This is a genomic window from Paroceanicella profunda (genome assembly GCF_005887635.2).
GTDB lineage: Bacteria > Pseudomonadota > Alphaproteobacteria > Rhodobacterales > Rhodobacteraceae > Paroceanicella > Paroceanicella profunda.
Window position 1 is genome coordinate 2,620,989 of the sequence record NZ_CP040818.1, and the last position, 18,597, is coordinate 2,639,585.

General features: G+C 73.1%; 19 protein-coding genes. 7 read left to right on the forward strand and 12 right to left on the reverse strand.

Annotation, left to right across the window (positions count from 1 at the left end):
• Window positions 1-10: 10 nt before the first annotated feature.
• From FDP22_RS11695 to FDP22_RS11735, 9 genes are all read right to left on the reverse strand, one after another.
• Window positions 11-334 (reverse strand): hypothetical protein, encoded by a 324-nt coding sequence (locus tag FDP22_RS11695; protein WP_138573157.1) that lies wholly within the window; start codon window positions 332-334, stop codon window positions 11-13.
• Window positions 331-819: a paraquat-inducible protein A gene (locus FDP22_RS11700; protein WP_138573159.1), complete on the reverse strand. Its 489-nt coding sequence runs from the start codon at window positions 817-819 to the stop codon at window positions 331-333. Before FDP22_RS11700 ends, FDP22_RS11695 begins: the two co-directional genes overlap by 4 nt.
• The gene (locus tag FDP22_RS11705) at window positions 794-1,555 is read right to left on the reverse strand and encodes an ABC transporter ATP-binding protein (protein ID WP_138573161.1); all 762 of its coding nucleotides are present in this window, start codon (window positions 1,553-1,555) and stop codon (window positions 794-796) included. The genes FDP22_RS11700 and FDP22_RS11705 overlap by 26 nt, the downstream gene beginning before the upstream one ends.
• A complete protein-coding gene (locus FDP22_RS11710; RefSeq protein WP_239031758.1) occupies window positions 1,552-2,349 on the reverse strand; it encodes an MlaE family ABC transporter permease in 798 nt (265 codons plus the stop codon). Before FDP22_RS11710 ends, FDP22_RS11705 begins: the two co-directional genes overlap by 4 nt.
• A 22-nt stretch (window positions 2,350-2,371) precedes the next feature.
• Window positions 2,372-3,454, reverse strand: coding sequence for an alanine racemase (alr, locus tag FDP22_RS11715; RefSeq protein ID WP_138573163.1), 1,083 nt, complete (start codon window positions 3,452-3,454; stop codon window positions 2,372-2,374).
• An 85-nt stretch (window positions 3,455-3,539) separates the two neighbouring features.
• A complete protein-coding gene (locus FDP22_RS11720) occupies window positions 3,540-4,175 on the reverse strand; it encodes a glutathione S-transferase family protein (protein ID WP_138573165.1) in 636 nt (211 codons plus the stop codon).
• A 60-nt stretch (window positions 4,176-4,235) separates the two neighbouring features.
• Complete coding sequence (gene kdsA, locus FDP22_RS11725) at window positions 4,236-5,078, reverse strand: 3-deoxy-8-phosphooctulonate synthase (protein WP_138573167.1); 843 nt, start codon at window positions 5,076-5,078, stop codon at window positions 4,236-4,238.
• Window positions 5,079-5,713: 635 nt separating this feature from the next.
• Window positions 5,714-7,006 carry a Na+/H+ antiporter NhaA gene (locus FDP22_RS11730; RefSeq protein WP_138573169.1) on the reverse strand — a complete coding sequence of 431 codons (1,293 nt, stop codon included), beginning with the start codon at window positions 7,004-7,006 and terminating at the stop codon, window positions 5,714-5,716.
• A 748-nt stretch (window positions 7,007-7,754) separates the two neighbouring features.
• Window positions 7,755-8,459 (reverse strand): glutathione binding-like protein, encoded by a 705-nt coding sequence (locus FDP22_RS11735; RefSeq protein ID WP_138573171.1) that lies wholly within the window; start codon window positions 8,457-8,459, stop codon window positions 7,755-7,757.
• Between the two features lie 176 nt (window positions 8,460-8,635).
• On the opposite strand from FDP22_RS11735, the gene mscL reads away from it, so the two are divergent.
• On the forward strand, window positions 8,636-9,058 hold the full coding sequence (mscL, locus tag FDP22_RS11740) for a large conductance mechanosensitive channel protein MscL (protein WP_138573173.1): 423 nt from the start codon (window positions 8,636-8,638) through the stop codon (window positions 9,056-9,058).
• An 11-nt stretch (window positions 9,059-9,069) separates the two neighbouring features.
• Window positions 9,070-9,564, forward strand: coding sequence for an Lrp/AsnC family transcriptional regulator (locus tag FDP22_RS11745; RefSeq protein WP_239031759.1), 495 nt, complete (start codon window positions 9,070-9,072; stop codon window positions 9,562-9,564).
• A gap of 454 nt (window positions 9,565-10,018) precedes the next feature.
• On the opposite strand, the gene FDP22_RS11750 is transcribed toward FDP22_RS11745, so the two are convergent.
• Both FDP22_RS11750 and FDP22_RS11755 read right to left on the reverse strand, forming a co-directional pair.
• Window positions 10,019-10,348 carry an AzlD domain-containing protein gene (locus tag FDP22_RS11750; RefSeq protein WP_138573175.1) on the reverse strand — a complete coding sequence of 110 codons (330 nt, stop codon included), beginning with the start codon at window positions 10,346-10,348 and terminating at the stop codon, window positions 10,019-10,021.
• Window positions 10,345-11,073: an AzlC family ABC transporter permease gene (locus FDP22_RS11755; RefSeq protein ID WP_138573177.1), complete on the reverse strand. Its 729-nt coding sequence runs from the start codon at window positions 11,071-11,073 to the stop codon at window positions 10,345-10,347. The genes FDP22_RS11750 and FDP22_RS11755 overlap by 4 nt, the downstream gene beginning before the upstream one ends.
• Window positions 11,074-11,240: 167 nt before the next feature.
• On the opposite strand from FDP22_RS11755, the gene FDP22_RS11760 reads away from it, so the two are divergent.
• The 5 genes from FDP22_RS11760 (at window position 11,241) to FDP22_RS11780 (ending at window position 15,880) form a co-directional block, all read left to right on the forward strand.
• Entirely contained in the window at window positions 11,241-12,134 is an 894-nt protein-coding gene (locus tag FDP22_RS11760) for a formate dehydrogenase accessory sulfurtransferase FdhD (RefSeq protein ID WP_138573179.1), read from the forward strand.
• Entirely contained in the window at window positions 12,131-12,754 is a 624-nt protein-coding gene (mobA, locus tag FDP22_RS11765) for a molybdenum cofactor guanylyltransferase MobA (RefSeq protein WP_138573181.1), read from the forward strand. The genes FDP22_RS11760 and mobA overlap by 4 nt, the downstream gene beginning before the upstream one ends.
• On the forward strand, window positions 12,751-13,263 hold the full coding sequence (gene mobB, locus FDP22_RS11770) for a molybdopterin-guanine dinucleotide biosynthesis protein B (RefSeq protein WP_138573183.1): 513 nt from the start codon (window positions 12,751-12,753) through the stop codon (window positions 13,261-13,263). Before mobA ends, mobB begins: the two co-directional genes overlap by 4 nt.
• Before the next feature lie 107 nt (window positions 13,264-13,370).
• Window positions 13,371-14,678 (forward strand): molybdopterin-binding protein, encoded by a 1,308-nt coding sequence (locus tag FDP22_RS11775; RefSeq protein WP_430225872.1) that lies wholly within the window; start codon window positions 13,371-13,373, stop codon window positions 14,676-14,678.
• Window positions 14,675-15,880, forward strand: a complete 1,206-nt coding sequence (locus FDP22_RS11780; RefSeq protein WP_138573187.1) for an MFS transporter — start codon at window positions 14,675-14,677, stop codon at window positions 15,878-15,880. Before FDP22_RS11775 ends, FDP22_RS11780 begins: the two co-directional genes overlap by 4 nt.
• A gap of 566 nt (window positions 15,881-16,446) precedes the next feature.
• Here the strand turns inward: FDP22_RS11780 and FDP22_RS11785 are convergent.
• The gene (locus tag FDP22_RS11785) at window positions 16,447-18,591 is read right to left on the reverse strand and encodes a hypothetical protein (RefSeq protein ID WP_138573189.1); all 2,145 of its coding nucleotides are present in this window, start codon (window positions 18,589-18,591) and stop codon (window positions 16,447-16,449) included.
• Between the last annotated feature and the right edge of the window lie 6 nt (window positions 18,592-18,597).

Here is an 18,597-nt window from a genome sequence, read left to right on the forward strand (position 1 = left end):
CCCGATTGCCCTATTGCGCCGCGAAGGGCAAGCCGGCGACGAGTGCGGCGCCGAAGGCCGCCTGCATCAGCGGCAGCAGCCGGGTCGCCCCGCGCTCCAGCACCGCGCCGGCCAGGCCGCAGAGCAGGAGCAGCGTGCCCACCGCCGTTGCCGCGCCGGGCGCGCCCAGCTGCAGCGTGGCCATGGCCGCGAGGGTGAGCGCCAGCAGCCCGGCATGCACCAGCCGCAGCCGGCCGGCCTGCATGAACACCTGATAGGCCGACCACAGCGCGCCGGAGAACACCCCCGCCGCCAGCACGATGCCCAGCAGGAGGGTGAGGATGCCGTCGATCATCGCGTGTCTCCGCGTTCCGAGGCCCAGGCGATGCCGAGCGAGCCCAGCACCAGGGCGGTGAACAGGTAGAACCCCCAGGCGATCTCGACATGCCCGATGCCGACCCCCTTCACCATCACCACATAGAGCGCGATGAGGAAGATGTCGGCCATCGACAGCCGGCCCAGCAGGGTGATCGCCCGCAGCAGCCCCGCGCCGCCGCGCCCGGCATGGTAGAGCGCCAGCGCCACGGTCTTGGCATAGGGTGCCACGATGGCGAAGAGGGTGACGACGGCGCACATCATCAGGTCGGTGCCCGCGAGCGTGGCGAGGCCGGAGAGGATGGAGATCTCATTGCCGCCGAAGAAGGGCAGGAAGCCCGCCCGCGCCAGCGGCGCCCACCAGGCGAGGGGGTAGAGCACCAGCAGCGCCAGGTTGCCCAGGCGCAGCGCCGCGGAGCACGGCGCCGGCCGGCCCGGGTCAGCGCAGGGCTGCGATGGGGCCATCGGGCAGGCCGTTCACGAACTGGTGGACATAGGGGTTGCCGCTGTCGTCGATGCGCGAGACCGGCCCCTCCCACTGCACCACGCCCTCGTGCAGCATCGCCACCCGGTCGGCGATCTTGCGCACGCTGGACATGTCATGGGTGATGGTCATTGCCGTGGCGCCCATCTCCACCACGATCTCGCGGATGAGGTCGTTGATCACGTCGGCCATGATCGGGTCCAGCCCGGTGGTGGGCTCGTCGAAGAAGATGATCTTCGGATCCGCCGCAATGGCGCGGGCGAGGCCGACGCGCTTCTGCATGCCGCCGGAAAGCTCGGCGGGGAAGAGGTCGGCGGTGTCCGCGCCCAGCCCCACCCGGCGCAGCTTCTCCACCGCGAGGTCGCGGGCCGCCGCGCGCTTCAGCCGGTCCTTGCCGCGCAGGAAGCGGAAGGCGACATTCTCCCACACGCTCATGGAATCGAACAGCGCCCCGCCCTGGAACAGCATCCCGAACTGGTCCAGGAAGCCGGTGCGGTTGCGCGCGGTGAGGCGGGTGCCGTCGATCTCGATCTCGCCGGCGTCCGGCCGGATCAGCCCGATGACGCATTTCAGCGTCACCGATTTTCCGGTGCCCGAGCCGCCGATGATCACCAGGCTCTCGCCGCGGGTAACGGAGAGGTCCACCCCGCGCAGCACGTGCTTTGAGCCGAAGGACTTCGCAACGCCCCTGAGCGCGATCTTGGGAGTATCGGTCATGTGGTGAAGAACGCTTCCGTGAGCAGGTAGTTCGCCGCGAGGATCAGGATCGAGGCGGTGACCACCGCCGCGCGCGTGGCCTGGGCCACGCCCTGGGCGCCGCGGCCCGAGTTGTAGCCCTCGTAGCAGCCCACCACCGAGATGATGAAGCCGAAGACCGCGCCCTTGACCAGGCTGGAGACCACGTCTCCGCCGGTGAGATAATCCAGCGTGTTCTGGATGTAGTTGCCCGAGGTGATGTTGAGCCGGGTGGTGCCCACGAAGAACCCGCCCATCACGCCGATGATGTCCGACACCGCCGTGAGCATGGGCAGCGTGAGGGTCGCGGCCAGCACGCGGGGCGCGACGAGGTACTTCATCGGGCTGGTGGAGAGGGTGGTGAGCGCGTCGATCTGCTCGGTCACCCGCATGGAGCCGATCTCGGCGGCGATGGAGGCGCCCACGCGCCCGGCGACCATCAGCCCGCAGAGCACGGGGCCCAGTTCGCGCACCATGCCGATGGCCACGATGGAGGGCACGGCGGATTCCGCGTTGAACCGCGAACCGCCGGCATAGATCTGCAGCGCCAGCGCGCCGCCGGTGAACAGCGCCGTCAGCCCCACCACCGGCAGGCTGAAATAGCCGATGCGCAGCATCTGGCGCAGGAATTCGATGCCGTAGAACGGCGGCACGACGATGTTCACCACCGCGCGCAGCGCAAAGAGCACCATCGCGCCCGTGGCATCGCACAGGCCGAGCACGGCTCGGCCGATTCCGGCCAGGAACATCTGTCCCGCTGTGAGCACTCGCGTCATACGCACCTGTTCCTCGTCCCGATCACGCGCCCTTGTAGACGCGGGCATAGCGGCTGCCAAGGGCGGTCAGGATCTCGTAGCCGATCGTCCCCGCCGCCGCGGCCAGCGTGTCGACCCCCTGATGGGGGCCGAGGATGTCCATCGTGGCGGGCACCTCGTCCAGCCCCGTCACGTCCACGGTGATGAGGTCCATCGACACCCGGCCCACCAGCGGACAGGGCGTGTCCCCGGCGTGGAGGGTGGCCGCGCCGGAGAGGCTGCGCAACAGCCCGTCGGCATAGCCCGCCGAAAGCGTGGCGATGCGCCGCGGGCGCTCGGCCACGTAGGTGCCGCCGTATCCCACGATCTCGCCGGGCAGCACGTCGCGCACCTGGATCACCGGCAGCGACAGGCGCACCACCGGTTTCGCCTGCATGTAGGGCGCGCCGCCGTAGAGCCCGACGCCGGGGCGCACCATGTCGAAATGGTAGAGCGGCCCGAGCAGCGTGCCCCCCGTGGCCGAGAGGCTGCGGCGGATGCCGGGCAGCGCCAGGGTCATGGTGTTGAAGGCGGCGAGCTGCAGCGCGCTCATCGGGTTCGCAGGCTCATCCGCGCAGGCGAGATGCGACATCACCAGCCGCGGGCGCAGCGCCATGATCTCCATCAGGGTCTGCGCCAGCTCCAGCCCCTCGAAGCCCAGCCGGTTCATGCCGGTGTCGAGCTGGATGCCGCAGGGCGCCCCGGACATCTCGGCGCGGAAGTGGCGCAGCTGGCCGGGGCTGTTGAGCAGCGGGGTAAGGGCGTATTCGCGAAACAGCGGCGCCTCGCCGCCCGCGTAGCCGCCGAAGACCAGGATCTCCGGTTCCGCGCTGCCGGCACCGGCCGCCTCCGCGCCCGCTGCGGCGCGCAGCGCCGTGCGCACCACGGCGCCCTCCTCGGCCTGGGCCACGCAGAACGTGCGCGCGCCCGCCGCCGCCAGCGCCGGGGCGATGCGCGCCGCCCCCAGCCCGTAGCAATCGGCCTTCACCACCGCGGCAGTGGCGACATGCGAGGCGGTGAGCGCATCGAGCGCGCGCCAGTTGGAGGTGATGGCGTCGATGTCCACGGTGAGCTGGGCCTGGGCCATTCGGGTCGGTCTCTCGCGTCTGCACAACAATCTGGGGATCGGGCCACGCCTGCGGCCCGGGGTCAAGGGCCCGCGGCCCGGGCGGTCAGGCGCTTTCGCGCGCGAGCACGGCCTGCACGGCCGGGCGGGCCAGCATCGCCTCGCGGTGGGCGCTGGTGCGCGGGAAGTCGGCGATGTCCACGCCGTCGCTCTTCAGCCAGCCCGAAACGGTGAACAGGTAGGGGTCCGCCACGGTGTACTGCGCGCCCATCACCCAGGGGCCCTTGTCCAGCAGGGTCTCGATGTAGGTGAAGCAGGCGGTCATGTTCGGGCCCACCTTGGCGCGCATGCCCTCCTGGGCGGCGGGGTCGTCCGTCCAGCGCGCGCCGCGGCGCCCGTGGGCGTGGTTCACGTGCACGGTGGAGGCGAGGTAGGCGTTGAAGCTCTGCATCTGGGCGAAGTCCCAGGGATCGGTTGGCGCCAGGCCGGCCTCCGGGTGGGCCTGCGCCACCCAGGCCAGGATCGCGCTGGTTTCCGTCAGCGTGCCCGGGCCCGCCACCAGCGCCGGCACCCGGCCCTTGGGGTTGATCGCCAGATATTCCGGCGAGTTCTGCGTGCCGGAGGTGAAGTCGATGCGGATCGCCTCGAACTTGGCACCGGTCTCCTCCAGCGCGATATGGGAGGCGCGCGAGCAGGCGCCGGGCGAGTAGAACAGCTGCATGGGGAGGTCCTCTTTGGTCATCCGGGGCGCGCCTGAGGGCCCCGCGCCCCCGTTCCGGGAGGGGGGGCGGGGAGGGGGGTGTCAGAGGGTGAACGGGTCGGCCTTCGCCAGCCGGTCGAACTGCATGAGCGAGGCGACGAGCGCGCCCATCCGGTCGAGCGGCACCATGTTGGGGCCGTCGGAGGGGGCGCGGTCCGGGTCCTCGTGGGTTTCCATGAAGATGGCCGCCACGCCGATGGCCGCGGCGCTGCGCGCCATCAGCGGCGCGAACTCGCGCTGCCCGCCCGAGGCGCCGCCGAGCCCGCCGGGCTGCTGCACCGAATGCGTGGCATCCATCACCACCGGATAGCCCGTGGCGGCCATCTGCGGCAGCGCGCGCATGTCCGCCACCAGCGTGTTGTAGCCGAAGGAGGTGCCGCGCTCGCACAGCAGGATGTTCTCGTTGCCGGTGGAGGCGATCTTGGCGGCCACGTTCGGCATGTCCCAGGGGGCGAGGAACTGGCCCTTCTTCACGTTCACCGCGCGGCCCGTCTCGCCGGCGGCGAGGAGCAGGTCGGTCTGGCGGCACAGGAAGGCGGGGATCTGCAGGATGTCGACCACCTCGGCCACCTTCGCGCACTGGTCCGGCGCGTGGACATCGGTCACCACCGGGCAGCCGATCTCGGCCTTCACCGCGGCCAGAACCTCCAGCCCCGCGTCGATGCCGAGGCCGCGCTTGCCGGTGAGCGAGGTGCGGTTGGCCTTGTCGTAGCTCGCCTTGAACACGAAGCCCGCGCCGTTGGCCGCGCAGATCTTCGCCATCGCCTCGGCGATCATCAGCGCGTGGTCGCGGCTCTCGAGCTGGCAGGGGCCGGCGAGAAACGTGAGCGGTGCGGTGTTCGAGATGGCGACATCGCCTGCCCGGACGGTTCTGGAAGCTGTCATGGTCTGGCCTTGCTGGGAGCACTGAGAAAGAGGGGGGCCGGCCGGCGGCCGCTGGCGCGTGGGACGGCGTGTCTGGGCGCGGTCATCTCCGGCATCCTCCGGCCGCGGTCCCTGGCGGGCCGCGTCCTCCTGAAAGACACCTGTCACGCGGGCCGGCGGCGGGCGGGAAGATGCCTGGTTCGTATCCGGCGCGACTATGCGCCGGGGCCACGGCAGGGGCAAGCCCCGGCGCCGGAGGCGGGGCGGGCCCCGGGGTCCCGGCGGCAGGCCCGCTCCTGGCGTTGGAGGCGGGCAGTCTTCGGGCGCCGCAGGCAGAGCGGGCCCCGATTGCAGGAGGCGGACCAGACCCGCGTGCCGACCGTGGTCCGGCCCCGAGTGCAGGACGTGGGCAGGGGCCGGGCGCAGGACGCGGACCGGACCCGAGTACCGGAGGCAGAGCGGACCCCGGGCGCCGGAGGCGGACCGGCCCCGCGTGTCGGAGTGCGGGCTCGGGCGGGCCCCGGGCGCCGGAGGCAGGGCGGGCCCGGGCGGCGGGGCGGAGCCGGTGCACCGGTGGCGGGGCGCCGGACATGGGAACGGCCGCCGGGGGCACCGGCGGCCGGGGTGTCGGGCGCGCGCCCTCCTGCGGGGAGGGCTCAGCCGTCCTGCTTCTCCACCCGGCACAGCTTGCCGGCGATCAGCGCGATGATGGCGGCGGCGAAGCTGAACAGCGCGCCCATCTTGGCCGCGTCCTGCACGGCCTGCTCGGCCAGCATGTTCGGCGCGCCGGGGTCCACCCGGAAGGCCACCGTGGCCACGAACAGCGACACGGTGAAGCCGATCGCCGCCACGCAGCCGACCACGAAGAGGTCGATCACCCGCATGCCCTGCGGCAGGCCCAGGCCCATCGGCCGCGCCGCGATCCAGCCCATCACCAGGATGCCGAGCGGCTTGCCGATCAGCAGCCCCGCCATCACCAGCCAGGTCGGCGTGCCGATGGAGTTGAACTCCACGCCCGCGTTCGCGAGGCCGAACAGGAACAGGATGATCTCCACCGGGTATTTCAGCGCGTGCTCGATGTGGTTGAGCAGGTCGGTCATGTGCTCCTCGGCCTCCGCGAAGAAGCCGAAGCCGCGGTCCGCGTGCGGGATGGTCGGCACGATGGGCAGGAGGCCGAGCGCCGGGTGGATGCCCGATTCCTGGAAGGCATACCAGGAGACGCAGGCCGCGATGAGGTAGGGCCAGAAGCTGAGCTTCGTGCGGCAGAACGACGACCAGGGCCGGTCCGGCTTGCCGGTGTCGAGCCTGCGCGGCAGCCAGTTGGCCAGCACGAACACCGCGATCGCGGCGCCGAAGGACACCAGCAGCCACTGCGGCGCCAGGTCGCCCGAGGGGTAGAAGATCGCCAGGATGATCAGCCCGGCCGCATCGTCGGCAATCGCGAGCAGGAGCAGGAAGCGCACCGCCGGGTGGCCGGCGCCGAACACCAGCCGGCCCACGAGATAGGAGAAGGCGATGTCGGTGGCGGTGGGAATCGCCCAGCCGTTGGACACCGCCTCATAGGTCGTGGAGCCGAGCAGCGAGGCGATGCCGAGGTAGACCAGGATCGGCCCGAACATGCCGCCCGCGGTGGCCACCAGCGGGGTCATGGCCTTCTTGCCGCGCAGCGAGCCCTCCTCGAGCACCAGCGCCTCCCAGACTTCCTTGCCGGCCATCGCGAAGAACAGCGCCATGAGCAGGTCGTTCACGAGAAAATGAACCGTGAGCGAGCGATGCATGTGCCCTTCGGCGTCCGCGTGCATCGCGCCGATCCACGAGTTGTCGACCAGCGTGTACTCGATGAGGTGGTGATATGTCTCCGGCGAGGTGTTCGCCCAGATCAGTGCCAGGATGGCGCCGATCACCAGCAGCAACGAATATTCTGTCAGAAATCCCCAGACTCTGTACATCCGGCACCCTCTCTCCTGTGAAGTCTTAACATTTCCTTAGGCGATCGGTCCGGAGGGAGCAAGGAACCCGGGCACCGTCCGGGGCAAGGCGCCGCAGGCGGCGGGCCCTGAAAGCCCCGAATCCCGCCCCGCCCCGCCCGGCACGGCGTCCGGCCGCGGCCGTCCTGTCGCGTCCCGGGGCACCCGACCTGTACCCCTCCGGCCCTGCCTGCATGCGGCGCTGTCCCGGAGATCGCCACGCCGCAGAACGGAACGGCGCCGCGCCGCGGGGCACGGAGCTGTGCCCGGCGGGATCACCCGTCCTGGACCCTCCGCCCGCCGGAGCGATGCCCCGAGCTGGAGGAGCTGCGTCTGCCCGGATGCGGCGCGGCCCGCTGGGGACGTGCCGTGAACACGCTCCAACCGGTGCACCACCCCGCGGGCGGGACGCTTCTCGCGGGAGGGCACCGCACCGGGCGGCCCCGCGCGCGCGTCGCCGGGAACGCCCTGCGGCAGGGGAAGGGCCGCGGGACCTGCGGCGCCCGGCCGGTGCACGCGGGACGCGCGATGCCCGGGCGCAACACGCAGGACGTTGGATGCCCGGGAACAACTCGCGAGGCGCGCGAGGCCCGGGCGCAACACGCGGGACCTGCGATGCCCGGGCGGTGCGCAGCGGCGGCAAAGGGCCGGGCCGGGCGCACCGCGCGCCGGCGGGCGATGGCCCGGCGATCCGGGGAGGCGCCGCTCCGGGCCCGCCCGGCGGCCCAGGTCAGCTTCGGGCGGGGATGTTCATGCCGCGGTGCACCGCGGGCCGGTCCATGCAGCGCTCGAACCACTCCTGCACCGCGGGGCGGGTTTCGAATTCCACCTGGTCGGCGGCCTCGTAGAAGCCGATGAGCGTGTTGATCCAGGGGAAGGTGGCGATGTCGGCCACGGAGTAGGTGTCGCCGGCGAGGTAGGGGTGATGGGCAAGCTGGGTCTCGAGCACGCCCAGGAGGCGCTTGGTCTCGGCGAGATAGCGCTGGCGCGGGTAGGGATCGGAGACCTTGTCGGCGGCGAACTTGTGGAAATGGCCGAGCTGGCCGAACATCGGCCCCACGCCGCCCATCTGGAACATCAGCCACTGGATGGCCTTCCACCGGCCCTCGGGGTCCGGAGGCATGAGCTGGTCGGTCTTGCGGGCGATGTAGAGCAGGATGGCGCCGCTCTCGAACAGGGTGAAGGGCCGGCCGCCGGGGCCGTCGGGGTCCAGGATGGCGGGGATCTTGTTGTTCGGGTTCACCGAGAGGAACTCGGGCGTGAGCTGGTCGTCGGTGGCGAAGGACACGAGATGGGGCTCGTAGGGCAGGCCGGTCTCCTCCAGCGCCACGGCGACCTTCTGGCCGTTGGGCGTGGGCAGGGAGTAGAGCTGCAGCCGGTCCGGATGCTCGGCCGGCCAGCGGCGGGTGATGGGAAAACTGCTGAGATCGGCCATGCGGATCCTCCTTGGCAACGGGTGCGCGCAGGGTGAGCCCGGCCGCGGGCGGATGTCAACGCGGGCCGGGCCGCGGGCTGGACGCGGCGCGCCATTCGGGCTAGGCGGCGGGACGGCGCGGCGCCATACTCCTCCCACCGCCGCACGCTGCGGCCCGGGAGAGACTGGAGAGAGAAATGCTCAGGGAATTCAGGACGTTCATTGCGCGTGGCAACGTGATCGACCTCGCGGTCGGCATCATCATCGGGGCGGCCTTCACGGCGATCGTGAATTCGCTGGTGAAGGACCTGATCAACCCGGTCATCGGGGTGATCACCGGCGGGGTGGATTTCTCCAACCTGTTCGTGGTGCTGGGGCCCGGCACGTTCGACAGCCTCGCGTCGGCGCGCGACGCGGGCGCCGCGGTGTTCGCCTACGGGGCGTTCATCACCGCGGTGATCAATTTCGTCATCATCGCCTTCGTGGTGTTCCTGCTGGTGCGCGCGGTGAACGCGGTGAAGCGCAAGGAAGCGGTGGTGGCGGCGGAACTGCCCAAGGGGCCGACGCAGGAGCAGCTCCTCACCGAGATCCGCGACGCGCTGCGCGACGGCCGGAGCTGAGGGGCGCGGCCATGGCACGCGGAGACGGCGCGGAGATGCGCGACACCGGGCTTGACGGGACCGACCTGAGGATCCTCGACGTTCTGCAGCGCGAGGGCCGCATCTCGAACGCCGATCTCGCCGAGCGGGTGCACCTCTCGCCCTCCGCCTGCCACCGGCGCGTGGCGCGGCTGGAGGCGGACGGGGTGATCCTCGATTATGCCGCCATGCTGAGCCCACGCGCCGTGGGCCGGCCGGCGACGGTGTTCGTGGAGATCACGCTGTCGGGACAGTCCGACGAGGTGCTGGACGCCTTCGAGCGCGAGGTCGCCACGATTCCGGACGTGCTGGAGTGCCACCTGATGGCGGGCACGGCGGATTACCTGCTGAAGGTGGTGGCGCGCGATACGGAGGATTTCGCCCGCATCCACCGCCGCCATCTCGCCCGGCTGCCGGGTGTGGCGCAGATGCACTCGAGCTTCGCGCTGCGCACCGTGTTCAAGACCTCGGCCCTGCCGCTGGGGTGAGACCGGGCGGTCCGCTGGCCGCGGACCCGGCGGACGGCCGCGCCGCGCGGCCGGTTGCGCCTGAGCTCCGGCTGTCGCCTGCGCGGTCCGGCCGGCGGGCCCGGGCCCGATGCGCCGCGGCCTTCCGGACGCGGCGCGGGCCGGTGCGAGGCAGAGGCCTTGTCGGGACCGCGACGGGCCGCCGTGACGGATCGCCTGGCCGGGCCTGTCACGAGGCCGGACGGGCCTGCATCCGCCGTTCGGGTTGCGTCCGCCATTCGGGCCGCGCCCGCCGGACCGGCCTGTGCCCGCCATCCAGGTCGCGCCCGCCATGGTGCTGGCGCTCTGGACAGGGGCGCAGGGTGTGCCGCGCCGAGAGTGCCCGATTGCTTTCACCCGACATCGCGCAGGGGAGCTGGCCGGACCGGCAGGCAGTGCCTTCCCCCCCGGATGGAAGGCCCCGAGGGCAGGCGCCTCAGGTCGCGAGCAGGAACGGCAGGCCGTAGAGGGCCGCAGCCCCGGCGGCCACGGCGCCGAAGAAGTTCCGGCTGAAGGCCCCCACCAGCAGGGCGGCGGCGGCGGCGGCGAGGCGCGGGGCGTCCAGCGCGCCCCCGGTTGCCTGCGGCCAGACCACCAGCGGCGCCACGAGGCCCGGAAGCACCGCGACGGCGACGTAGCGCAGGTGGCGCAGCAGCCACTCCGGCAGCTCGCGCCGGCCCAGCACGCCGAGGAAGGACAGCCGCAGCAGGAAGGTGCCGATGCCCAGCAGGACGGTGACGGTCCAGACGGTGACGGGATCGATCATGCCCCTGCCTCCGCCCGGCTGCGGCGCAGGGTGAGGCGGCGCTCCGTCTCCGCCCCCGCGGCCATGGCCGCGAGCCCGGCGACCAGCACCCCGGTGGACCAGGGCATCCAGGCCAGCGCCAGCGCCACGACGACGGACGTGAAGGCGGCCGCCACATGCGGCAGGCTGCGCAGCTGCGGGGCCACCAGCGCGATGAAGGTGAGCGGCACGGCGAAATCCAGCGCGTATTCCGGCGGGATGGAGCGGCCCACCAGCATGCCTACGCCCGAGAGCGCCACCCAGGGGGTGCAGATGGCCAGCGCGCTGCCGAAGAAATAGCCCAGCTTCTCGTCCAGCGTCATGTCCGGGCGGCGCTCGTATTCCTGCACGGCCAGCGCGAAGGTCTGGTCCACCAGCACGAAGGCGGCCAGGGCCCGGATGCGCAGCGGCGCGGCGCCGATATGGGGCGCGATGGAGGCGGAGTAGAGCGCCAGCCGCAGGTTCACCGCCAGTGCCGCGGCGATGACGATCAGCGTCGGCGCATGGTCCTGCATCAGCGCGAGCGCGGTGAACTGCGAGGCGCCGGCGATCACCAGCGTGGTCATCGACAGGGTCTGCACGATGTCGAGCCCGGCCTGGTCGGCGAGCACGCCGAAGAGCAGGCCGAACGGGCCGATCACCAGGATGAAGGGCAGGCCTGCGAGAAAGCCTCGGCGCAGGGCGCGGGTGGAACTGCGGGTGGACATCGGGGAGCCTCTGGGTCAGGTATCTTCGGGATGAGTACCGCGAGCTGCGGCAGTCTGCCAGTGACGATATGTGATCGCGCCCAGAAGCAGGACTGATACCAGACGCGTGAGCGAACCAGGACGCCCCGCCCGCATGGACCGGGGCGCGCAGGCCGGGGGAGGCCAGGATGACCGCAGACGAGACCGGCGCCCGCGCGGCGCGCCTGATCATCGCACCGGACCCGGAGGCGCCGCGGCTCACCCGCGCGGTGACCGGAACGGACCAGACCGGCGCCGAGCGCGAGATCCGCGTGGTCGAGGAGCGCCCGCTCACCATCTATCTCAACGCGCAGGAGATCGTCACCGCGATGACGATCGGCGATTACCCGGAGTATCTCGCGGTCGGCTACCTCGCGAATCAGGGGATGCTGCGGGCCGATGACACGCTCACCGGCGTGGATTACGACGAGGAGCTGGAGACCGTGGTCGTCCGCACCGCGCGGGTCACCGATTACGAGGACAAGCTCCGCCGCAAGACCCGCACCTCCGGCTGCGCGGTGGGCACGGTGTTCGGCGACATGATGGAGGGGCTGGAGGGCCTCACCCTGCCGCCGGCGGAGCTGCGCACGAGCTGGCTCTACGCCCTCGCGCACCGCATCAACACCATGCCGAGCCTCTACCTGGAGGCCGGGGCCATCCACGGCACGGTGCTGTGCGAGGCCGACCGGCCGCTGGTGTTCATGGAGGACGTGGGCCGGCACAACGCGGTGGACAAGATCGCCGGCTGGATGCGGATGGAGGGCGTCCCGGCCACGGGCAAGATGCTCTACACCACCGGCCGGCTCACCTCGGAGATGGTGATCAAGACGGCGCTGATGGGCATTCCCGTGCTCGCCTCGCGCTCCGGGTTCACCGCCTGGGGGGTGGAGATCGCCCGGCAGGTGGGGCTCACCCTGGTCGGGCGGCTGCGCGGGCAGCGCTTCATCTGCCTGTCGGGCGAGGAGCGGCTGATCCGCGACGCGGATCCGGACAGCGCCCCGCAGGAGCCGCGCCGCTCCTCGCGCAAGGCGGCGGCGGAATGAACATGCCCCCGGCGGTGATCCTCGCGGGCGGCGCCGCCGCGCGCATGGGCGGCGGCGACAAGGGCCTGCGGCAGGTTGCCGGGCGCAGCCTGCTGGACCGGGTGATCGCGCGCATCGCCCCGCAGGCGGGCGCCCTGGCGCTGAACGCCAACGGCGACCCGGCGCGATTCGACGGCCTCGGCCTGCCGGTCATCCCCGACAGCCTGCCGGACCGGCCCGGCCCGCTGGCCGGCGTGCTGGCGGCGATGGACTGGGCGGCGGCCGCCGGCGCGCCCCGGGTGGTGACGGTTGCGGCCGACACGCCCTTCTTTCCGCCCGATCTCGTGGCCCGGCTTGCGGCGGCGGGCGCGGCGCAGGGCCAGCCCATCGCGCTTGCTGCCACACCGCGCCCCGGCGGAGGGCTCTCGCGCCATCCGACCTTCGGGCTGTGGGACACCGGGCTGCGCGCGCAGCTGCGCCGCGCCCTCGCCGAGGGCCTGCGCAAGGTCGTGCTGTGGACCGACGCGCAGGGCTGCGCATCCGCGGAGTTCGGGGCCGGGGGCTTCGATCCATTCTTCAATGTGAATACCCCCGATGATATGGCGGAGGCGGAACGGATGATCGCGGAGTTCGGCCTGTGAGAGTGTTCGGCATCGTCGGCTGGAAGAATTCCGGCAAGACAACCCTGATGGAGCGCCTGGTGACCGAGATCACCGCGCGGGGCTTCACCGTCTCCACCGTGAAGCACGCGCATCACGAGTTCGACGTGGACCGGCCCGGCAAGGACAGCCACCGCCACCGCATGGCCGGCGCGCAGGAAGTGCTGCTCTCCTCCGCCAAACGCTGGGCGCTGATGCACGAGATGCGCGGCGCGCCGGAAACCGCGCTGCCGGAGCTGCTCGCCCGGCTCTCGCCCGTCGATCTCATTCTCGTGGAGGGCTACAAGCGCGACGCCCATCCGAAGGTGGAGGCCTGGCGCGCCGCCACCGGCCAGGCCGCGCTGGTGTTCGAGGACCCCACGGTGCGTGCCGTGGCCACCAACGACCCGCTGGACGGCACGGGCGTGCCGCTGCTGCCGCTCGACGATGCCGCGCGGGTGGCCGATTTCATCCTGCGGGAGGTGGGGCTGGTTCCCGCCACGGCCCGATGAGCGACGAACCCGCGCCGCCGCAGCGCAACGAAGCCGCGCCGCGGCAGAGCGACAAAGCGGCGCCGCCGCTGCGCGGTGAGGCGGTGCCGCCCGTGCGCGACGAGGCGGTGCCGCCGCTGCACGACGAGGCGGTGCCGCAGCAGCGCGACGAGGCGGCGCCGCCCCCGCCGCCGCTGCGCGACGATTGCTTCGCCCTGCCGCCGGGCGTGGACTGGACCCCTGTCGACACCGCGCTGGCGCATCTCGAGGCCTCCCTCCACCCGGTGACCGCCGGGCAGGACCTGCCGCTCGCCGAGGCCGCGGGGCGCATCCTCGCCGCCGACGCGCGCGCGCACCTCTCCAACCCGCCGGCGGCCAACGCGGCGGTGGACGGCTACGGCTTCGCCCATGCCGCCCTCACCGGGGCGGGGCCCCACCGGCTGCCGCTCGCGCCCGGGCGGGCCGCCGCCGGCGTGCCCTATCCGGGCGCGGTTCCCGAAGGCACGGGCCTGCGCATCCTCACCGGCGCGGTGATCCCGCCGGGCGTTGACACGATCGTGTTGCAGGAGGACTGCCTGCGCAGCGCGGAGGACATCCGCTTCGCGAAGGGGCTGAGGCCCGGCGCGAACATCCGCCGCGCGGGCGAGGATTTCGCCGCCGGAGACCTGCTGCTGCCCGCCGGTGCCCGGGTGAGCCCGCGCGATCTCGCGCTGCTCGCCGCGGGCGGGCTGGGCAGGCTGCGGGTGCGCGCGCCGCTGCGGGTGGGGGTGCTCTCGACCGGCGACGAGCTGGTCGACCCCGGCGCGCCGGCCGCTCGGGGGCAGATCCCGGACGCCAACCGCCCGATGCTGCTCGCCATGCTGCGCGCCTGGGGGATGGAGCCGGTGGATCTCGGCCGCGCCGGAGACAGCGCGCAGGCCGTGGAGGCCGCGCTGGGGCGGGGCGCGGCGCAGGCATCGGCGATCCTGACCACCGGCGGCGCCTCGGCGGGAGACGAGGACCACGTCTCCGCCGCCCTGCGCCGCGCCGGGCGCCTGCAGCTTTGGCGCATCGCGGTGAAGCCGGGCCGCCCGCTCGCCCTCGGCCTGTGGGACGGGGTGCCGGTATTCGGCCTGCCGGGAAACCCGGTGGCGGCGCTGGTGACGGCGGCGGTCTTCGCCCGCCCGGCGCTGCTGGCGCTCGCCGGGGCGCCCTTCGCCACGCCGCGCGGGATGCTGCTGCCCGCGGCCTTCTCCAAGCGCAAGAAGCCGGGGCGGCGGGAATACCTGCGCGCCCGGCTGCGCGACGGCGCGGTGGAGGTCTTCGCCTCCGAGGGGTCCGGGCGCATCTCCGGGCTGAGCTGGGCCGAGGGCCTGTGCGAGCTGCCCGACGCCGCCGCCGACATCGCCCCGGGCGACCCGGTACGCTACATTCCCTGGGCGGAGTTCGGCCTGTGACCCATCCTGCCGCGCCGGCCCGGGCGCGCCCCGCGATCCTCTCCGCCGCGGGGCTGCTCACCTCCGGCTACTTCGGGGTGATGTTCCTGAGCTACGGCACCTTCCTGCCGTTCTGGCCGGTTTGGCTGGAGGACTGGGGGCTGAGCCCGGCCGAGGTGGGCAGTTTCATGGCCGCCTCCGTGGCCGCGCGGGTGATCGCCGGCGTGGTGATCCCGATGATCGCGGACTGGCTGGACCAGCGCCGGCTCACCCTGGTGGCGCTCTATCTCGGCGGGGCGACGCTGTTTGCCGCCTGCCTGTTCGTCTCCAGCCCGGAGACGCTGTTCGTCGTCACCATCCTGGCCGCGATCGTCTTCGCCGGAACCTCGCCGATCTCCGAGATCCTCGGGGTGGCGGCCGCGCGCGAGCACGGGTTCGCCTATGCGCATGCCCGGGCGATGGGCTCCATCGGCTTCCTGGGCAGCAACCTGCTGGTGGGGCTGCTCATGGCGCATTTCGGCTCCGACGCGGCGCTGTGGTGGATCGTGGGGAGCTTGGTCGCCGCGGTGCCGCTGGCGCTGCGCCACCCCGGCGGCGGGCGCGTCGGCCGGGCGAACCGCGCCGGCATCGCGGAGGTCCGCGCCTTGCTGGGCAGCCGCGCCTACTGGCTGCTGGCTGGTTCCGTGGCGCTCCTGCAGGGCAGCCACGGGGTTTTCTACGCCCTCGGCTCGGTCCACTGGCGCGACATCGGCATCGGTGATGCCACCATCGGCGCGCTCTGGGCCTGGGGCGTGGCGGTGGAAACCCTGCTGATGATCTTCGCCGGGCCCTGGCTGATCCGCCGGCTCGGCCCGGTGGGGGCGATGATCCTGTCCGGCGCCGCGGGTGTGCTGCGCTGGGGCGTGATGATGGCTGACCCGATGGGCCCGGCGCTCTGGTTGGTGCAGGGGCTGCACGCGCTCACCTTCGCGGCCAGCCACCTGGGGCTGATGGCCTTCTTCCAGTTCTCCATCCCGCACCGGCTGGCGGCCAGCGCGCAGGGCTTCGCGGTGCAGTTCCTCGGCAACGTGGTGATGGCCGGCAGCATGGCGCTGGCCGGTTGGGCCTATCCTTCTCTGGGCGGCGGCGTCTATGCCATCGCCGCGGTGCTGGCCGGGCTCGGCGGGCTCTGCGCGCTGGTGCTCCGGAGCCTCTGGGACCGCGGTCCGCTGCTACCGGCCTGAGCCTACCGGCCTGAGCCGCCGCGGCGGACCGCCCGACATCCTGCGCAGGCCCCGGCACGGTGCGCTCGCAGCACCTCTTCCGCCCGCCGTGCTCCGAATTCCCAACCTCACCTTCGCAACGATGGCCCCCCGCGCCCATCTCATGGAGTCTCGGCACGAGCGGCAGCGGGCCCGCGCAGGGCCACGCCGGGCGCTGCGCGCCAGCGCCCTCTCGGACGGCCGGGGCGCGCAGGGCGGAACGCTGTGAGGGGGCGGCAGGACTGTGGGCACGGCCCGCGTTCGGGGGGGGCGCGCAGGGCCTTGCGCGTGAGCCGGGTCGCGAGCGGCGGGCAGACCCAAGTTGCACGGCCCGGAGGTCGGGAGGCCGGCGGACTGTGCGGTGCGGGCCGAGTACCAGGCGGCGGCGGGAGGAGCACGGCGGGAGCCGGATGCCGCGCAGCCGACGGCGGCCTACGGTGCGCGCCGAGCAGCGGGCGTAGGGAGAAGGTGTGCGGCACGAATGGAGTGCAGCGGCGCAAGCGGGGGGGGCGGAGCGGCGCGCGGAGGGGCGCGCGCCGCTCCGCGGGTCAGTCGAAGGCGCCGTGGACGCGGGCCAGAAGCATGAAGGCCCGGCCCGTGCGCGTGCTGGAGAGGGCCGCGATCTCGTCGTCCCGGGCCTCCAGGCACATGCGGCGCAGCACCACGTCGAAGCGGCGCAGGAAGTGCAGCGTCGCGTCGCGGAAGATCGGGTCGCGGCGCGAGCGTTCGCGGCTGGCGGCGAGCGCGTCATCGTCGCGGATCGCGCCGAGACCGGCGATGGACGGCCCCCGCGTGCCCCGGGCGAAGGCCTGCCAGAGGGCCGGCGCCGCCGTGTCGGGGATGAGATCGTCCATGTAGATGCCGTCCTGCGACAGGAGGGTCAGCACATCCTCCGCGGCGCGCAGGCATTGCGACACCTGGTGGTCGCGCATCGCGTGCTTCATGGCGGTGAAGCCTTCGCTGTCGGCCTCGTCCATGGGGAAGTTCAGTGCGATGAGCATCTCCGTCCAGTCGATCGGCGCGGCCATCGGCGTGTCCGGGTCCGAGGCGAGGGGGAGGGAGGCCTGGTCGTCCTCTTCGTCCTCCTCCTCAGGCGCGGAGGCGTCCTCCCGCGCGTCCGTCTCCTCCCCGGTCTCCGTGTCCCATTCGGGGTCCTCGACCTCGGAGGCCGGATCTTGCATGTCGGCGGAGGCGAGCACGGCCGCGGCGGTGGGCGACGCCTCCTCGGCGTGCGGCTCCTCGGCCTCCAGCCGCGCGAGGGTCTCGGCCATGCGGGCGCGCTCCTCCGCGACAGTGCCGAGCGGCGTCGAATCTAGCGCCTCCAGGGTGGAGGCGATCCGCTCTCCGTCCATCGCCGCGGCCGCGCGGTTGGACTCCGGCAGGCCGGGGTCCGCCGCGGTGGCGCTGGCGACATCCTGCATCCCGGCGAGGGTGCGGCGCATCTCGGCGCGCGCGGCCCGGGCCTCGGCCTCTCCTAGGTCGGCCGCGCCGTCATGGCCGGCGCGCTCCCGGCCGCCCGTGCCTTCGATGCGCGACAGGGCGGCGCGGATGTCCTCGCGCACCCGGGCGGAGGAACTGCTCAGCGGTGCGCCCTGCGCCGCGGCGCCGGAGAGGCGGGCAACGCTGGCCTCCATGCGCGACAGGGCGGCGGCGGTTTCGGCGGGGCGCTCGGACCGAGCGGCTTCGGGAAGCGGGCCGTCGGCCCGGTCCGGCGTGCCGCGCACCGCATCGGGGGCAGGCGTGTCCCGCCCCACGAAGGACGCCGGCCCCTGCAGGACCGGGGTGGGCGGCACGACCACGGTGTCCTCGTCCTGCGGATCGCGGGCCGGCGTGCCCGAGGGCGACGTGCCGGACTGGCCGGTGAAAGCGGGCTTGTCGGACGGCGATGCATCGGCGGCGGGGGGGGCGCCAGCCGGCTTGCCGGAGCCGCCCGGCGCTTCGGAAGCCCTGGCGGCGGCGGGGGGCGGGGTGGAGCGGGGGCCGGACGCGCCGGCCCGGGCCGCGCCGGGAGACGGAATGCCGGCCCCGGATGCCGCGGCATGAGAAGCGCCGGCGGGCTGCGTGCCGGGCGCGGCCGCGGAGCCCGCGGGCCGGGGCGGGGTGCCGCCCTGGGGGGCCTGTACCTCGGGCGCGGCGGGGGCGGGGCCGGCGCCGCTGCGCCCCATCCGGGCGATGGCGGCGCGGATCTCGCTGCGCTCTGCGGCGGTGGCGCGGGCCTCGGCGAGGATGGCCGCGCGCTGCTCCATCTCGGCCTGGCCCTGGGCCTCCAGCCGGGCGATGGCGTCGCGCAGCTCCTCGCGCTCCTCGGCATTGGCGAGGCGGGCCGCCTGAACCAGCGCGGCGGCCATCTCGTCGGCCACCGGCAGCGCGCCGCGCCCGGCACCGCCTTCGTGCAGTGCGCGCGCCAGCGAGCGGGTTTCGGCAAGCAGGCTGTCCGCCCGCATCACCAGCAGCGTCGCCAGCCAGATCAGCACCGGCGGCAGCACCGCGGCGAGCAGGAACAGCGCCACGTCGAGAAACAGCACCGGGCGGCCCTCGCCGCCGAAGGCGCCGAAGAATCCCAGCGCATAGGCCAGCATCGTCACCAGCCATACGGCGGTGAGCCCGGCGGCGATGCGCGGCGCGAGAGAGGCGACGGCCGAGCTGCCGCGGACGGGCAGGCCTGGGCCGGAAGGTCTATCCACGCGCGCCATCAGGTC

Excerpts from the sequence above, each read along its gene's own strand:
- FDP22_RS11695 (WP_138573157.1), bottom strand. The coding sequence starts at position 334 with ATGATCGACGGCATCCTCACCCTCCTGCTGGGCATCGTGCTGGCGGCG.
- FDP22_RS11700 (WP_138573159.1), bottom strand. The coding sequence starts at position 819 with ATGGCCCCATCGCAGCCCTGCGCTGACCCGGGCCGGCCGGCGCCGTGC.
- FDP22_RS11705 (WP_138573161.1), bottom strand. The coding sequence starts at position 1,555 with ATGACCGATACTCCCAAGATCGCGCTCAGGGGCGTTGCGAAGTCCTTC.
- FDP22_RS11710 (WP_239031758.1), bottom strand. The coding sequence starts at position 2,349 with ATGACGCGAGTGCTCACAGCGGGACAGATGTTCCTGGCCGGAATCGGC.
- alr (WP_138573163.1), bottom strand. The coding sequence starts at position 3,454 with ATGGCCCAGGCCCAGCTCACCGTGGACATCGACGCCATCACCTCCAAC.
- FDP22_RS11720 (WP_138573165.1), bottom strand. The coding sequence starts at position 4,175 with ATGACCAAAGAGGACCTCCCCATGCAGCTGTTCTACTCGCCCGGCGCC.
- kdsA (WP_138573167.1), bottom strand. The coding sequence starts at position 5,078 with ATGACAGCTTCCAGAACCGTCCGGGCAGGCGATGTCGCCATCTCGAAC.
- FDP22_RS11730 (WP_138573169.1), bottom strand. The coding sequence starts at position 7,006 with ATGTACAGAGTCTGGGGATTTCTGACAGAATATTCGTTGCTGCTGGTG.
- FDP22_RS11735 (WP_138573171.1), bottom strand. The coding sequence starts at position 8,459 with ATGGCCGATCTCAGCAGTTTTCCCATCACCCGCCGCTGGCCGGCCGAG.
- mscL (WP_138573173.1), top strand. The coding sequence starts at position 8,636 with ATGCTCAGGGAATTCAGGACGTTCATTGCGCGTGGCAACGTGATCGAC.
- FDP22_RS11745 (WP_239031759.1), top strand. The coding sequence starts at position 9,070 with ATGGCACGCGGAGACGGCGCGGAGATGCGCGACACCGGGCTTGACGGG.
- FDP22_RS11750 (WP_138573175.1), bottom strand. The coding sequence starts at position 10,348 with ATGATCGATCCCGTCACCGTCTGGACCGTCACCGTCCTGCTGGGCATC.
- FDP22_RS11755 (WP_138573177.1), bottom strand. The coding sequence starts at position 11,073 with ATGTCCACCCGCAGTTCCACCCGCGCCCTGCGCCGAGGCTTTCTCGCA.
- FDP22_RS11760 (WP_138573179.1), top strand. The coding sequence starts at position 11,241 with ATGACCGCAGACGAGACCGGCGCCCGCGCGGCGCGCCTGATCATCGCA.
- mobA (WP_138573181.1), top strand. The coding sequence starts at position 12,131 with ATGAACATGCCCCCGGCGGTGATCCTCGCGGGCGGCGCCGCCGCGCGC.
- FDP22_RS11785 (WP_138573189.1), bottom strand. The coding sequence starts at position 18,591 with ATGGCGCGCGTGGATAGACCTTCCGGCCCAGGCCTGCCCGTCCGCGGC.